15 protein-coding genes are annotated in these 16,336 nt (G+C 35.9%); all 15 read left to right on the top strand.

Annotated features, from left to right (window positions below; genetic code table 11):
* Positions 1-46 precede the first annotated feature (46 nt).
* The 15 genes from rpsU (at position 47) to rsgA (ending at position 16,254) form a co-directional block, all read left to right on the top strand.
* Positions 47-229, top strand: a complete 183-nt coding sequence (gene rpsU / locus U8521_RS00735; protein ID WP_010019742.1) for a 30S ribosomal protein S21 — start codon at positions 47-49, stop codon at positions 227-229.
* A 69-nt stretch (positions 230-298) separates the two neighbouring features.
* Complete coding sequence (locus U8521_RS00730; protein WP_442886102.1) at positions 299-1,309, top strand: PhoH family protein; 1,011 nt, start codon at positions 299-301, stop codon at positions 1,307-1,309.
* A gap of 15 nt (positions 1,310-1,324) precedes the next feature.
* Positions 1,325-1,795: an rRNA maturation RNase YbeY gene (gene ybeY, locus U8521_RS00725; protein WP_135372866.1), complete on the top strand. Its 471-nt coding sequence runs from the start codon at positions 1,325-1,327 to the stop codon at positions 1,793-1,795.
* A 191-nt stretch (positions 1,796-1,986) separates the two neighbouring features.
* Positions 1,987-2,388 (top strand): cytidine deaminase, encoded by a 402-nt coding sequence (locus U8521_RS00720; RefSeq protein WP_334351540.1) that lies wholly within the window; start codon positions 1,987-1,989, stop codon positions 2,386-2,388.
* A 1-nt stretch (position 2,389) separates the two neighbouring features.
* A complete protein-coding gene (gene era, locus U8521_RS00715; RefSeq protein ID WP_135372870.1) occupies positions 2,390-3,304 on the top strand; it encodes a GTPase Era in 915 nt (304 codons plus the stop codon).
* On the top strand, positions 3,304-4,062 hold the full coding sequence (gene recO, locus U8521_RS00710; RefSeq protein WP_334332786.1) for a DNA repair protein RecO: 759 nt from the start codon (positions 3,304-3,306) through the stop codon (positions 4,060-4,062). Before era ends, recO begins: the two co-directional genes overlap by 1 nt.
* A gap of 225 nt (positions 4,063-4,287) precedes the next feature.
* Positions 4,288-5,196: a glycine--tRNA ligase subunit alpha gene (gene glyQ, locus U8521_RS00705; RefSeq protein WP_135372874.1), complete on the top strand. Its 909-nt coding sequence runs from the start codon at positions 4,288-4,290 to the stop codon at positions 5,194-5,196.
* Positions 5,189-7,249 carry a glycine--tRNA ligase subunit beta gene (gene glyS / locus U8521_RS00700; RefSeq protein WP_334351539.1) on the top strand — a complete coding sequence of 687 codons (2,061 nt, stop codon included), beginning with the start codon at positions 5,189-5,191 and terminating at the stop codon, positions 7,247-7,249. The genes glyQ and glyS overlap by 8 nt, the downstream gene beginning before the upstream one ends.
* 304 nt (positions 7,250-7,553) lie before the next feature.
* Positions 7,554-9,374 (top strand): DNA primase, encoded by a 1,821-nt coding sequence (dnaG, locus tag U8521_RS00695; RefSeq protein WP_334351538.1) that lies wholly within the window; start codon positions 7,554-7,556, stop codon positions 9,372-9,374.
* Positions 9,375-9,390: 16 nt separating this feature from the next.
* Positions 9,391-10,503: an RNA polymerase sigma factor RpoD gene (gene rpoD / locus U8521_RS00690; RefSeq protein ID WP_334332783.1), complete on the top strand. Its 1,113-nt coding sequence runs from the start codon at positions 9,391-9,393 to the stop codon at positions 10,501-10,503.
* A 147-nt stretch (positions 10,504-10,650) separates the two neighbouring features.
* Complete coding sequence (locus tag U8521_RS00685) at positions 10,651-11,847, top strand: class I SAM-dependent methyltransferase (protein WP_334332782.1); 1,197 nt, start codon at positions 10,651-10,653, stop codon at positions 11,845-11,847.
* A gap of 8 nt (positions 11,848-11,855) precedes the next feature.
* Entirely contained in the window at positions 11,856-12,545 is a 690-nt protein-coding gene (locus U8521_RS00680; RefSeq protein ID WP_334332781.1) for a tRNA (adenine(22)-N(1))-methyltransferase, read from the top strand.
* A 2-nt stretch (positions 12,546-12,547) separates the two neighbouring features.
* Positions 12,548-13,345: a Nif3-like dinuclear metal center hexameric protein gene (locus U8521_RS00675; RefSeq protein ID WP_442885980.1), complete on the top strand. Its 798-nt coding sequence runs from the start codon at positions 12,548-12,550 to the stop codon at positions 13,343-13,345.
* Positions 13,346-13,359: 14 nt separating this feature from the next.
* Positions 13,360-14,601 carry a peptidase T gene (gene pepT, locus U8521_RS00670; protein ID WP_334332780.1) on the top strand — a complete coding sequence of 414 codons (1,242 nt, stop codon included), beginning with the start codon at positions 13,360-13,362 and terminating at the stop codon, positions 14,599-14,601.
* 603 nt (positions 14,602-15,204) lie between these two features.
* A complete protein-coding gene (gene rsgA, locus U8521_RS00665) occupies positions 15,205-16,254 on the top strand; it encodes a ribosome small subunit-dependent GTPase A (RefSeq protein WP_334351537.1) in 1,050 nt (349 codons plus the stop codon).
* Positions 16,255-16,336: the final 82 nt, after the last annotated feature.

Below are 16,336 nucleotides of genomic sequence, written 5' to 3'. Positions count from 1 at the left end.
AGAGCAATAGACAGTTACGTTACAAATCGGAAGGAGGGATTATCATATGGCAAAAACCGTCGTTCGTGAAAACGAGTCGCTTGATGATGCTCTTCGTCGATTCAAACGTTCTGTTTCAAAGAGTGGTACTCTACAAGAATACCGTAAACGTGAGTTTTACGAAAAGCCAAGTGTCAAGAGAAAGTTAAAATCTGAGGCTGCTCGTAAACGCAATAAGAAACGTCGTTAATCGTTTCTCTAAGGTTAAAACATTTTATGTTTTAACCTTTTTTTTATCCAAAGAATTCGTCTTTGTGCTATGATTCAAGTAATAACTGGAGGTTGGGTTTTATTGACAGAAAAAGTTGAACAAAGTAAAAAAAGCATTCTAATTAAGAATCCTCAAAAAGCTATCAACCTTTTTGGAGTTAATGATGGTAATCTGCATTTAATTGAGGAAGGTCTCAATGTCGGGATCAATGCATTTGGTGACCATTTGGATGTAACTGGTGAGGAGAAAAATGTTGATCACACGTTGACACTTCTTAAAAAATTCATTGAATTGGCTAACAGTGGTGTGATCCTTGGTGCAGCCGATATAGTCAGTGGCTTAAAAATGGATGAACGAGGAACTTTAGATTATTTTGGTGACTTGTACAAAGATGAATTAATCAAAGATTTTAGTGGCAAACCTGTTCGTGTCCGTAATTTTGGACAAAGACAGTATGTTAATGCCATTAATCACAACGACATTACCTTTGGAATTGGTCCCGCTGGTACTGGTAAAACTTACCTAGCAGTTGTCATGGCTGTTGCGGCTTTGAAACAAGGTAAAGTTCAACGTATCATTCTCACTAGGCCTGCTGTCGAGGCCGGAGAGAGCTTAGGATTCTTGCCTGGTGATTTAAAGGAAAAGGTCGATCCGTACATGAGACCGATTTACGATGCCTTGTATGCGATTCTAGGATCAGATCATACAGGTAGACTTTTGGAACGTGGCGTAATTGAAGTAGCTCCACTAGCTTACATGAGAGGTAGAACTCTAGATGAGGCTTTCGTTATTTTAGATGAAGCACAAAATACGACGCGTGAACAGATGAAAATGTTCTTAACTAGACTTGGTTTTGATTCCAAGATGATCGTTAACGGTGATATCTCGCAAATTGATCTTCCTGGACATACTCGCAGTGGCTTGATCCAAGCACAGTCGGTTCTGCAACATTTACCACATATTGAATTTGTCAATTTCTCATCAGCTGACGTGGTTAGACACCCAGTTGTTGCGGAAATTATTGATGCTTACGATGAATCAGATAAAAAAGAAAAATAATATTGGGGAATTATGATGGACTTAGAGATTTATAATGATGATAATTTGATCGACAAGGATAGAGAAAATTGGGTCAAAGATATTGTGCAATTCACTTTTAATGAACTTAAATTGAAAGATAATACACAATTATCGATTCATTTTGTAACTAAAGATGGCATCCATGATATCAATAAAGAATATCGTAACGTTGACCGGGCAACTGATGTGATCAGTTTTGCTATCAATGATGGAGAAGATTCCTTAGATTACTTGGAAAATCAAATTCCAGATTTACCAGTCGACTTGGGTGATCTCTTTATCAGCACAGAAATTGTTGCTGAACATGCCAAAGATTATGAACATTCATTTGATCGAGAATTAGGCTACACTATTGTTCACGGTATTTTGCATTTGAATGGCTATGATCATATTAAAAAAGAAGACGAAGAAGTCATGATTGGCTTACAAGAAAAAATTCTTAGTGCTTATGGTTTAGAAAAATAAATGAAAAAGTAGGCCAGGGTAATCGCTTTTTGATTGCCTTGGCCTACTTTTATTTCTTACTTTCTGGCTGAAACGAGTTACACAAATCAGACTTGTTTTACTCTCTTATTTTTTATGAGATATTTCTTGGTAGTTTAACTAATCTCTTGTATTATACTAATTAGTGAGAAACGAAAAGGAGACTGAAACTAGTGGAAATTAATGAACAGCAATTATTTGATGTTGCCAATCACGTAATGAAAAATGCCTATGCACCTTATTCGCATTATCAAGTTGGAGCTGCTATTTTATGTGATGACCAAAAAGTTTATTCAGGTGTAAATGTAGAAAATGCTTCATTTGGATTGACTAATTGTGCCGAAAGAACAGCTATTTTTAAAGCCATTTCTGAAGGTGTAAAAAGTGTTAAAGCAATTGTCATTACAAATAGCACCAAAGAACTCTCAAAGCCCTGTGGAGCCTGTCGTCAAGTGATGAGTGAATTCATGGGACCAGAAGATATTGTCTTTTTAGCTAATAATCAAAATGATTATCAAAAATATACTTTCAAAGAAATTTTGCCACTAGCATTCAGTGATGAGGATATGAATTAATATGGATAATAAAAATTATAAATCAGGTTTTGTAGCAATTATCGGACGTCCAAATGTTGGTAAATCAACGTTTATGAATCGTATTATTAAAGAACAAATTGCAATTACATCACCTAAAGCTCAAACAACACGTAATAAGATTCAAGGAATTTATACTGATGATCAACGTCAGATCATCTTTTTGGATACTCCTGGTATTCATAAGCCACATAATGATTTGGATCAATACATGGACAAAGCCGCTATTTCAGCTTTAAAAGAAGTTGATGCCGTACTATTCATGACTGAGGCAGGTGAGAAAGCTGGCCCTGGTGACAAATTTATCATCGAAGAATTGAAGAAAGTTAAAGCACCTGTTTTCTTAATTTTAAATAAGATCGACTTAATTAATCCGGATGAGATGATGCCTCAAATCGATGAGTATAAAGACTTGATGGACTTTGCAGAAATCATTCCAATTTCAGCTACAAATGGTAACAATGTTGAAGATCTAATTGATTCATTAACAAACGCTTTGCCAGTTGGACCACAATATTATGCTGATGACCAAATTACTGATCATCCAGAATACTTTATTGTCGGTGAATTGATTCGTGAAAAGATTTTGGAAGATACTCGTGACGAAATTCCTCACTCAATTGCAGTAGTTGTTGAATCGATGAATCAACGGAGTGAATCTGGTAAGTTGCAGATCGAAGCATATATTTATGTTGAACGTGACAGTCAAAAACCAATCGTTATCGGTCGTGGTGGCTCGATGCTGAAAAATATTGGAATTGGTTCGAGAATCAAGATTGAACATCTTTTAGGCGAAAAGGTTAACTTAAAATTGTGGGTCCGTGTCAAGAAAAACTGGCGTGATGATCCAGCCTTCTTAGCTAGTGCTGGTTATTCACTAAAGGACTTGAATAATTAATGGTTCAAGCACCAACTAACTTTTTTGGGATAGTTGTTCGCCGTCAACGGTACAAGGAGCGGGATGCTCTAGTAACGATTTTGACAAAGGAGTATGGGTTTCGAACTTTTTTAGTTCGAGGAACTCAAAATTCTAAGTCGAAAATTTCTGGTTCTGTTATCACTTTTTCCTATGGTGAATACAGCGGAGTCGTAAAAAATGATGGTTTATCTTACTTGAATTCAGCTAGTAACGTGAAGCAATTTGATGAAATTGTCCAAGACATTGAATTGAACGCTTACGCGACTTTTTTGTTTGATTTGTTTCATGAAGCCTTTATCGATGATCCGGTTCCCGATTCCTGGTATCGTGAACTTTTTAAGGCACTCTTATATATTGACAATGGTTATGATGCGCAAATTATTGTGAATATTATGCAAATGAAACTCTTAGATGCTTTTGGTGTGAAACCGAATATGGATTCGTGTGTTGTTGGTGGTGAAACTGAAGGTGTGTTTGATTTTTCAGTCCTTTTAGGAGGCTTGATCTGCTCAAATCACTTCGATGCTGATATTCATCGACTGCATATTCCTAAACGAATCATCTATTTTTTACGCTTATTCAGTAAAATCAATTTGAATCAAGTTGGTAAAATTGAAATCAAGGAAAACAATAAAGATTTAATTCAACATGCGATCGATGCAATTTATTTGGGAACAGTCGGCTATTATCCGAAAAGTAAAACTTTTATTGACAAAATGAAACGTTGGCGCTTTTAGCCGATTGACAATACTCACAAAAATGGTTATATTTGTGTATGTGAAAACAGCGACAAGGGACAGTGGAAGCCTTGATTAGATTTATGGCGTACAATTTTTGATTTGAATATAAAAGAGCAGGACTTTGTCCTGAATTAGGGTGGAACCGCGAATAATCGTCCCTTGCAGAAAGTACCTAAGTGTACCTGCAAGGGATTTTTTGTGTTCTATCTGAAGGGAGAAAATATGGTTAAGAAGTTAAATGTCCAAGATATGATTCTTACACTTCAAAAATTTTGGGGTAGTAAGGGCTGCATGTTAATGCAAGCATACGATACAGAAAAGGGTGCCGGAACGATGAGTCCATATACGTTCTTGCGTGCTATCGGACCAGAACCATGGAATGCGGCTTACGTTGAACCATCAAGACGTCCAGCTGATGGTCGTTATGGTGAAAATCCTAATCGTTTGTACCAACATCATCAATTTCAAGTTGTTATGAAACCAGCTCCAGAAAACATTCAAGAGTATTATTTGGATTCATTACGTGCCTTAGGAATTGAGCCACTCGAACATGATATCCGTTTCGTTGAAGATAACTGGGAGAACCCTTCAATGGGCTGTGCCGGTGTTGGTTGGGAAGTTTGGCTTGATGGAATGGAAGTTTCCCAATTTACTTATTTCCAACAAGTTGGTGGCCTTCAATGTCATCCAACAACTAGTGAAATTACTTATGGTGTTGAACGTCTAGCATCATACATTCAAGATGTAAACTCAGTTTACGACCTTGAATGGGGCGACGGTGTTTTATATGGTGATATCTTTAAAGAACCAGAATATGAACATTCAAAATACTCATTTGAAGAAAGTGATCAAGATATGCTTTTCAAATTCTTCGATGACTACGAAAGAGAAGCTAATCGCTTGATGGATCTAGGTTTAGTTCATCCAGCTTACGATTACATTTTGAAGTGTTCACATACATTTAACTTGTTGGACGCTAGAGGAGCCGTTTCAGTTACTGAACGTGCCGCTTTCTTGTCAAGAATTAGAAAGATGGCTCATAAAGTTGCTAAAGCCTTCGTTGAAGAAAGAAAGAAACGTGGCTTCCCACTTCTAGCAAACAGTCAAGCAAAGGAGAAAGAAAATGACTAAAAATTACTTATTAGAAATTGGATTGGAAGAAATGCCAGCCCATGTTGTAACTAAGAGTGTTAATCAATTTGCTCAAAGGGCAGAGAAATTTCTCAAGGAAAATCGAATTTCCTTTGATTCAATTGAAAAATTTTCTACTCCTAGACGTTTAACGATTCTTGTTAAAGGTATTGCTGACAAACAAACTGATATTGACGTGAAAGCTAAAGGTCCCTCAAAGAAAATCGCTCAAGATGCTGATGGTAATTGGACTAAGGCTGCGCAAGGATTTGCTCGTGGCCAAGGGATGAGTGCTGATGATATTTTCTTTGAAGATTTAAAAGGTACCGAATATGCTTACATTCAAAAACATGAAGACGGTAAAAAAGTTGAAGATGTTTTGAAACATATGGATGAGGTTATTAAGGCAATCACATTCCCAACTAGAATGCGCTGGGGTTCATACGATTTTGAATATATTCGTCCAATTCATTGGTTGGTTTCATTACTAGATACTGAAGAAGTTCCAGTTAAGATTTTGGATATTAACTCTGGTCGTATGACTCGTGGTCACCGTTTCTTAGGCGAAGATGTAGAAATCGATGATGCTAAAAATTATGTTGAGAAATTAAAATCTCAATTTGTGATCGTTGATGCTAAAGCTCGTAAACAAATTATTGCTGATCAAATTGCTAAAATTGCTGAGGATAATAACTGGGATATTGATGTTGACCCAGATTTACTTGAAGAAGTAAACAATTTGGTTGAATACCCAACTACTTTCTACGGCTCATTCGATAAGAAATATTTGGAAATTCCCGATGAAGTTTTAATTACTTCAATGAAAGATAACCAAAGATATTTCTATGTCCGCACTAAAGATGGTCAATTGGCTCCTTACTTTATCGGTGTTAGAAATGGTAACTCAGAACATATTGAAAATGTTATCCGTGGTAACGAAAAGGTGCTTGTTGCTCGTCTAGAAGATGCTGATTTCTTCTTTAAGGAAGATCAAAAGAAGACGATTGCTGATTATGTTGAAAAACTTAAATCAGTTAACTTCCACGTTAAAATTGGTACGATGTATGAAAAGATGCAACGGGTTCATCAAATTGCTGATCACTTGGCTGAAGTCTTTAATTTATCAGCTGACGAGAAAAAAGATTTGCTTCGCGCTAGTGACATCTATAAATTCGACTTAGTTACTAACATGGTTGATGAATTCTCAGAATTACAAGGTGTTATGGGTGAGAAGTACGCTGAGATCATGGGTGAAACTAAAGGTGTTTCTCAAGCTATTAGAGAACACTACATGCCAATTTCTGCCGAAGGTGATTTGCCAGCAACTAAAGTTGGTGCTGCCTTGGCAATTGCTGATAAGTTAGATTCAATCGTGACATTCTTTGCAGTTGACTTGATTCCAAGTGGTTCAAATGACCCATATGCTTTGCGCCGTCAAGCTTATGGTATCGTAAGAATCTTGAATCAATATCAATGGTCGTTGAATCTAGAAGACTTACAAGAATATCTCAAAGCCAATTTGACTGTTCCTGAGAAGCTTGACTTGAATGCTCATGAAAAAGATATTAATGATTTCTTCGTTGACCGTGTTCGTCAATTGTTGAAACAAGACAAGATTCGAGTTGATATTATTGACGCTGTTGCCGGTGGTTCAAATGTCGACCCAATTAGTATGATCGACGTTGCCAAAGTTCTTCAAAAACATGCTTCAGATGATGACTTTAAAGTTGTCATGGAAGCACTTGGTCGAATCGTTAACTTATCTAAGAAAGCTAAGTTTGGTTACTCTGATGATTTAGCAGTCGACGATTCACTCTTCGAAAATCCGTCAGAATCACAATTGAAGCAACAAGTTAACCAAATTAAAGATAATAATGCCGAAAATCTATTCAAACAATTAGCAGCATTACGTCCAACAATTGATTCATATTTCGATGAAAATATGATTATGGCAAAAGATGAAAAAGTTAAGAATAACCGTTTAACCCAATTAGTTATTGCCAATCATTTGATTGCTAAACTTGGTGATTTGTCTAAGATTGTTACAAAATAATAGTCTATTCATTAATATTTCTTAAACAGTGTTCATTTTTGAGCGCTGTTTTTTTAATGGCTTAGTTATTTTATTTAATGAAATTAAAAAGGTGTCATGAAAAAAGTCAAATACGTGACAAAATGATTAAACCGTGTATAATGAATAGTTGACAAGTGGCTAGTGGTCCCAGTTTGCACTTTTTTGTGGGAGCACTTTTTTATTTCTAGCCATTCGTGTTAATCAACATGTTTGTCTTCAATAGATAAATGTGTTAGATTTTGTATCGCTGTTTTATAAATATTCTGTGGGGGAGGTGTGTGTTATGGCAACACGAATTCCTCAGGAGTTCATCGATGAAGTTACTGCCAAAACTAATATCGTGGATGTTATTAGTAAATATGTCCAGTTAAAAAAATCAGGCAAAAATTTGTTTGGTCTCTGTCCATTCCATGAAGAACGGACACCATCTTTTTCTGTTGCAGAAGATAAGCAAATTTTTCACTGTTTTAGTTGTGGTCGTGGTGGTAATGTATTCAAATTCATCATGGAGATTGAGAGTAAATCATTTCCTGAGGCTGTAATTGAAGTCGCTCAAATGGGAAACATTCCGGTACCTGATCAATATCAAGCAACGAATCAGTATCAGAATTCTGACAGTCGAGTTTTATTACAGATGTACGCCGATGCCGCAAAGTTATACAGTCATATTCTATTAAAGACTGAAAATGGTAGTCAGGCTTTAAAGTATTTAAATAACCGAGCTTTGAATCAAGATTTGATAGAAACATTCAATATCGGTTATGCACCAAGTAATAATGATCTTTTACTGCAATTCTTCAAAGGACGAGACATCAGTGAAGATGTTTTGAAAAAATCAGGTTTGTTCGCTGAAAATCAAGCAGGAGAATTGTTTGACCGTTTTCGAGATCGAATTATGATTCCAATCACGGATGAATCCGGAAATATCATTGCTTTTTCAGGACGGGTTTTGGATAAAAATGCTTCAACAGCAAAGTATCTGAACAGTCCAGAAACGCCGATTTTTAATAAGGGAAAAACATTGTTCAATTTGAATAATGCCAAAAAAGAGATTCGTGAGAAGAGTAATGTAATTTTATTTGAAGGTTTCATGGATGTCATTAGTGCCTATAAAGCTGGAGTTACTAATGGTGTAGCTTCGATGGGAACTAGTTTGACAGATGATCAATTATACACACTGAGTCGACTAACCAACCAAATCAATGTCTGTTATGACGGCGATGACCCTGGTGTTGAAGCAACATATCGGGCTCTGACCCAATTGAATGATGACCGCTTCAATTACGGAGTCATCAGCATACCAGATAAGATGGATCCCGACGAGTATATCCGTAGTGCGGGCAGTGAAAAATTTCAGAATTTGACTAATAATGGCGTGCAAACACCAATTTCATTTATTCTGAATTATTTCAAGCGTAATTACAATTTAAATAATGAGCATGATCAGCTTGAATTTTTAAATCAGTCATTGCATGAAATTGTTAAATTGCAATCACCCGTCGAAATAGACATGTATGTCAGCCGAGTTGCCGATGAGATGAATGTCTCGAAGGAAGCGATCAACAAGGAATTAGACACTTTGCGTCGCCAAATTGCGATAAAAGAGCCAGCTAACAACTATAAGGATGTTCAACAAAAAGCACTGGAAAAAGTCACTTCGAGTGTGAAGCAAAAATATGATCGAATTGAGAAGTCAGAAAGATTCCTATTATATTGGGCAATTAATTTTCCAGAAGTTAGAATCAATCTCAAAGGGGATGGTTTTAAGTTTGTACATCAAAGTTATCAACGAATTTTTGACAGTTTATTGTCGTATTCCGAAAACGATGACGCTGAATCGGAGATAAATATTTCTGATTTCATGAATGTTTTGGATAATGATGATAAAAATCTTTTAGCAGATCTAGAAATGATGAATATGCCAGAAGAGTACAATGACCAAGAGATTGAAGACTATATGAATAATATCAAGAATTCATCTTTGGAATTGCAAATTCAAGATATTAATCAACAGTTGAAGAAAGCGGCGATGGTTGGTGACAACAAATTACAATTAGATTTAACCAAGCAGTTAATTGAAGTTCGAAAGATTCTTAGCAATTAATACTGGAGGAATATAAATGGCTAAAAAAGCAACAGTATCAAAAGAATTGAAGGCAGCTACTAAGAAATTAGTTAAAGATCTGAAAAAGACCGGAAAAATTACTGAAGATGACCTTCAAGAAAAAATCATCAAGCCTTACAAACTTAAAGGAGAAGCTTTAAACAATTTCATCAGTGAACTTGAAGATGTAGGTATTGGTGTTGTTGACAAAGATGGTAACCCTAGTAAGTTGTCTCTTTTAAAGGAAAAGGCTGAAGAAAAAAAGACAAAGAAAAATGATACGACTGCTCCAACTGATATCAAAGTTAATGATCCAGTTAGAATGTATCTTAAGGAAATTGGTCGTGTTCCTTTGCTTAACGCTCAACAAGAAGTTGATCTTGCCTTGAAGATCGAACAAGGTGATGAGGAAGCTAAACAAGCTTTAGCTGAAGCTAACCTTCGTTTGGTTGTTTCAATTGCTAAGAGATACGTTGGTCGTGGGATGCAGTTCTTGGATTTGATTCAAGAAGGTAACATGGGTCTTATGAAGGCCGTTGAGAAATTTGATTATCGTCTAGGTTTCAAATTCTCAACTTATGCAACTTGGTGGATCAGACAAGCTATTACGCGTGCTATCGCTGATCAAGCTAGAACAATCCGTATTCCAGTTCACATGGTTGAAACTATCAATAAATTGATTCGTATTCAACGTCAATTGCTTCAAGACCTTGGTCGTGAACCACTTCCTGAAGAAATTGGTGCCGAAATGGACATGCCTACTGGTAAAGTTCGTGATATTTTGAAGATTGCTCAAGAACCAGTTTCACTTGAAACACCTATTGGTGAAGAGGATGACTCACATCTAGGTGATTTCATTGAGGATTCTGATGCAACAAGTCCTGAAGATCACGCTTCATATGAATTGTTGAAAGAACAACTTGAAAATGTATTGGATACTTTAACTGATCGTGAAGAAAATGTTTTACGTTTACGTTTCGGTTTAGATGATGGCCGGACAAGAACACTTGAGGAAGTTGGTAAGGTATTTGGCGTTACTCGTGAAAGAATTCGTCAAATTGAAGCCAAGGCCTTGAGAAAATTGCGTCACCCTTCAAGATCAAAGCAATTAAAAGATTTTCTTGAATAGTATTTCAAAAAGATTGTCGAAAGACAGTCTTTTTTCATGCTTAAAAATGGGACATTTTCAAAAAAATGTTGGTTAAACAGGCATTTATGTTTATGTTTTTTCAGAAATTGATTTACAATTAGTATAGATATATTTTGGAGGAGAGTTATGTTAGATAAAAAGATTTATGATGAGATTTTTTCCCGTTCCTTTACTATTCCGATTAAGGTAATTTTCTGGGATGGAAAAGAGAAAACTTATGGACCAGAGGGAAAGTCTGATATAACGATTAAGTTTAATGACAAAGTTCCTATTTCTGAAGTAGTAAAACATGCTACGCTTACTCTAGGTGAAGCATATATGGACAAAAAAATTGAGATCGAAGGTTCAATTCAAAAATTGATTACTTCAGCTTATACTCAATCTGATAGTTTTATGTCCAGTTTAAAATTGAAGAAATATATTCCTAAGTTCAATCATTCTGAAGAAGGAAATAAAAAAGAGATTCAAGAGCATTATGATATTGGGAATGATTTTTATAAGTTGTGGCTTGATAAGACAATGACTTATTCATGTGCTTACTTTAGAACACCTGAAGATACATTGGAACAAGCTCAAATGAACAAAGTTCGTCATATTTTAAATAAGTTGAATACTAAACCAGGTGAAACGATTCTTGATATCGGTTGTGGCTGGGGTACGATGATGTTTACAGCAGCAAAAGAATACGGTTTGAAAGCCAAAGGTGTTACTCTTAGTCAAGAACAATATGATTATGTTAATCAGAAGATTCAAGATGAAAATCTTGGCGACCAAATGGAAGTTATGTTGGAAGATTATCGTGAAGTTAACGAAAAATTTGATCATGTTGTTTCAGTCGGAATGTTCGAACACGTTGGTGAAGATAATTTGCCCGGTTACTTTAAGACTGTAAAGAATGTTCTAAAACCTAATGGTAATGCTTTGATTCATGGTATTACTGGTCAACATTACGGTGTTGGTGTTGATGCTTGGTTAGTTAAATATATTTTCCCAGGTGGTTATATTCCAGATGTGAAAGAAAATGTTGGACATATTTTGGATGCTGGTTTACAAATTGATGATTTGGAACCACTACGTCGTCACTATCAAAAGACTGTTGAAATTTGGGACCGTAATTTTAACAAAGTTAAAGATCAAGTTGACAAAATGTACGGCGAACGCTTTGTAAGAATGTGGGATTTGTATCTTCAGGCCTGTGCCGCTTCATTTGAAAGTGGTAACATTGATGTTATCCAATACTTATTGACAAATGGACCTAGTGGTACAGCAATGCCAATGACACGTGAATACATGACAGACTTAGATAAAAAGACTGCAGAATAGAGGTTAAAGTGACTTTACTTTCAAAGAGATTACAAGCCGTTTACCAAATGGTTGATAAAGATACTAGAGTGGCTGATATTGGTTCAGATCACGCATATTTACCAGTTGAATTGATAACCGATCAAGTGGCTGATTTTGCCATTGCGGGAGAAGTTGCACCTGGTCCGATGTCAAGATCAAAGGAAGATGTCGAAAAATTTGGTTTGAGTAAAAAAATCGATGTTCGTTTAGGCGACGGTTTAGCAGTAATCAACGCTGAAGACGAGATCGATACAGTTGTAATTGCTGGTATGGGTGGCATTTTGATTCAAAAAATTTTATCCCAAGCAACACCAGAACAACTGTCACACGTCGAAACTTTAGTCTTGCAACCTAATATTGGCGAACCACTTGTTCGTCACTGGTTAGTTGACAATAATTTTGAGATCATTGATGAAGATATTGTGGAAGAAGATCATCATGTCTATGAAATCATCAAGGCTCAAAAGGTGTCACAAACTAAGCCTTTGAATGCGGCCCAATTTTTAATGGGTCCAATTTTGATGCAAAAGAAAACCCCAACTTTTCTTGCCAAATGGCAACACAAGTTGAATAGTTTTCAAAAAGCAGTCGAGAATATGAAACATGCTAAAAAGATTGACCAAGCCAAAATTGATTTAATGAACCAAGATATTAAAAATATTAAGGAGACAATTTAATCATGGTCGAAATTCGAGTTCAAGATATTATTAATCGTATGGAAGAATTTGCTCCAATAGAAATTAAGGAAGACGGCGATCCAACTGGTTTTCAAATTGGTGACCGCAATCAAGTGGTTAAAAGAATTATGACTACACTTGATGTTCGTCCACAAGTAGTTCAAGAAGCAATTGATAAAAACGTTGATTTTATTTTGGCTCATCATCCAATTATGTTTCATCCAGCAAGAAATTTGGATTTGAGTTCACCACAAAATAGAATGTATCGTGATTTGCTTTCACACAATATTGCTGTCCATTCAGCTCATACAAATTTGGATAAAGCTCACGGTGGAATGAATGATTGGTTGATTGAAGAATTGGGCTTGAAGAACGTCCATTATTTAGATGAAGATGATGATTACTCACTCGGTCGAATGGGCGAATTAGCAGAGCCAATGGATCTAGTTGATTTTGCTAAAAAAGTCCGTGATTCTTTCAAGGTTCCTAATTTAAGATACGTGAAATCCGATTTAGGTCAAAAAGTTAAAAAAGTTGCCATAATTGGTGGTGATGCTGGTAAGTTTTATCCAGAAGTATTAAAAGCTGGTGCAGACACTTTTATCACTGGTGATGTTTATTACCATACGGCTCATGATATGATGGCTAATGGTTTGAATGTGATTGATCCAGGCCACCACATTGAAGCTATCTTTATAAAACAAATGGCAAATCTGTTAGAAGATTGGAAAAAGTCTAATAAATGGGATGTAGATATAGTACAATCAGAAGTAGATACAGAACCATATAATTTTTTATAGGGAGAGTGTAGGTAATGGCAATAAAATATGAAAAATTAATTCCTCGTTTTTTGGGATATGTTAAACAAAATACTCGTTCTGATGAATATTCAGATACAATTCCTTCAACACCAAGACAAACGGTCTTTTTGAAGAAATTGGCTGATGAATTGAAAGAAATTGGAATGAAGGATGTTAAGATTCGCGAAGTTGATTCTTATTTAACTGCAGAATTGCCTTCAAACCTTGACAAGGATGTTCCAGTGTTAGGATTAATTTCTCACGTTGATACAGCTGATTTTAATTCAGAAAATATTAAACCAAAAATTGTTGAAAACTATGATGGTAAGAGTGTAATTAAGCTTGATGAAGCTGGTAAATATACTCTTGATCCTTCAGTTTTCCCTTCATTAAAGAATTACGCAGGTCAAACATTGATCACTACTAGTGGCGACACTTTACTTGGTTCAGATGATAAGTCTGGTGTGGCTGAAATTGTGACATTGATGGAATACTTGATCAATCATCCAGAAATCAAGCACGGTAAGATCAAGATTGGTTTAGGACCAGATGAAGAAATTGGTACAGGTGCAAAGCGCTTTGATGTCAAAGACTTCGGTGCTGATTTTGCTTATACAGTCGATGGTGGTCCAGTTGGACAATTGGAATTTGAAACGTTCAGTGCTGCAAGTTTGAAGGTTCACATTACTGGTAAAGATGTTCACCCATCTGGAGCCAAAGGAATCATGGTCAATTCAATGTTGATTGCCAATGAATTCCAAAGCATGTTACCAGCAGATGAAGTTCCAGAAAAAACTGAAGGACGTGAAGGATTCTTCTTACTTTGTGATGAACAAGGAACAATCGATCATACAGATATGTCATACATCATTCGTGACTTCGAACGTGATGGACTAGAGGCTCGTAAGAACAAGGTCTTAGAAATCGTTAAGAAGCTAAATGAAAAATATGGTGAAGATACTGTCAAAATTGATATGAATGATCAATACTACAACATGTATGAAATTATGAAAGATCATATGGATGTTGTTCATATTGCTGAACAAGCTATGAAGAACCTTGGAATTGAACCAGACGAAGCTCCAGTTCGTGGTGGTACTGATGGTTCAACAATTTCCTTCATGGGCTTACCAACACCAAATCTCTTTGCTGGTGGCGAAAACATGCACGGACGCTTTGAGTATGTGGCTGAAGAGTCAATGGAAAAAGCCGTCGACGTGTTGCTTGAAATTATCAAACTAAATAATGATAAATAGCTTTTATAATTTTTAATATTAATAACAGACTCTCTTTATAGAGGTCTGTTTTTTTGTGGGTGGGTGTTCAAATGTCGTCTTCCGTAACAGCCCTGAGAAATGACTGGAACTTCAAATCTATGCAATATTTTGGTGAATTCAAAATGAAATATTGTATTTATGCAGATTAGGTATTGAAATGATTTATAGTCTGGATACGTTAAAATTAATTAGTGATGTCTTTTTTTTGCGTTATTCATATTTCTATTCAAGTGGAAGGCAATACAAAATACAACTATAAAATATCGGCTTTGCTATGGAGGACGGCATACTTCCTCCCCCAAAAAAGACATACAACTGTTTTAAATTAATGTTATGTAACTTTGTTAAAATTGACGAATCCTAAGAGTAATGCTAAACTTCTAGTAATTTAATCGGAGGATCTGCGTATGCTGTTCATTTAATAGGCTTTATATTAGAACATAAAAAATAGGTCATGGACCTTTATTTTGTGTACCCTAATGCCTTGCGAATGGACGAATGTACAATTCTCTTTTTGTGGTGCAGTGGGTAACTGCACCCTTTTTTCGCAAGTCTTGAGGTACTAAACTTGGGAGAAAAAAATTGGAAAATTTAGAAAAATACGGATTAACTAAAGAAAATAACCAAAAGAATCAAAATTTAGGACGAGTCGTTGCTCAACATCGTGATTTATATCAGATAGTAACTAATGCTGGTTTTTTGGAAGCCAAGGTTTCAGGAAAATTAAGATATCAACTCCAAAGTCCAATCGAATTTCCAGCTGTTGGCGACTGGGTAGAATTGGAAACTAATGCGGATACAGCAATTATTCAAAAAGTATCGCCACGAAGGACTGTTTTAGTTCGTGAAGCTGCCGGTAATAGTTCACAAGGTCAAGTTATCGCTAGTAATATTGAAACAATTTTTATTTGTATGTCGTTGAATCAAAATTTCAATCCGCGACGAGTGGAACGTTTTTTGACGATAGTTTGGAATAGTGGGGCAACACCAGTGGTAGTTCTCACAAAAAGCGATCAATGTAATGATATTGAAGAAAAATTGCAACAATTGGAGGAAGTCTGTTTTGGAATCAAAGTAGTGGTATGTTCAACTGTTACTGGTATTGGTCTAACACAATTACAAGAGTTGATTCGACCACAGAAGACAGTTGCATTTGTCGGGTCATCAGGTGTTGGAAAATCCAGTTTGATCAATCATTTTTTGGGCCATGATTTGTTAGCAACTAAGCAAATAAGAGGTAATGATGACAAAGGACGCCATACGACTACTTCTCGAGAAATGCTAATACTACCGAATGGCGGAATCGTGATTGATACCCCTGGTATGCGTGAATTACAAATTTTGACAGGAAATGTGTCGAAGACTTTTGAAGACATCACTGAATTGGCAAAAAACTGTAAATTTCGCGATTGTACTCATCAAAATGAACCTGGCTGTGCGGTCAAAAAGGCCATAAGTGAGGGAAACTTGTCTGCGGATCGTTTAGCTAGTTATTTGAAATTACAACGGGAAGTTTCTTATAGTCAGCTGAATTCACGTCAATTGGAAAACGAAAAAATTAATCAAATGTTTGGTAGCAAAAAGGCAATGAAACAATCACGCAAATATATGCAACAAATTAAACGCCGCTAAACGAAGGAATCATCCTAATCGGATGGTTCTTTTTTTGAAGTGTCAGTATTATTAAATGTTTTACGAAAACATATAAATCAAA

The sequence above is a fragment of the Companilactobacillus miaonis genome, from assembly GCF_036913615.1.
GTDB lineage: Bacteria > Bacillota > Bacilli > Lactobacillales > Lactobacillaceae > Companilactobacillus.
The sequence above is the reverse complement of the archived record's forward strand: the minus strand, read 5'-3'. Positions and strand labels throughout refer to the sequence as shown.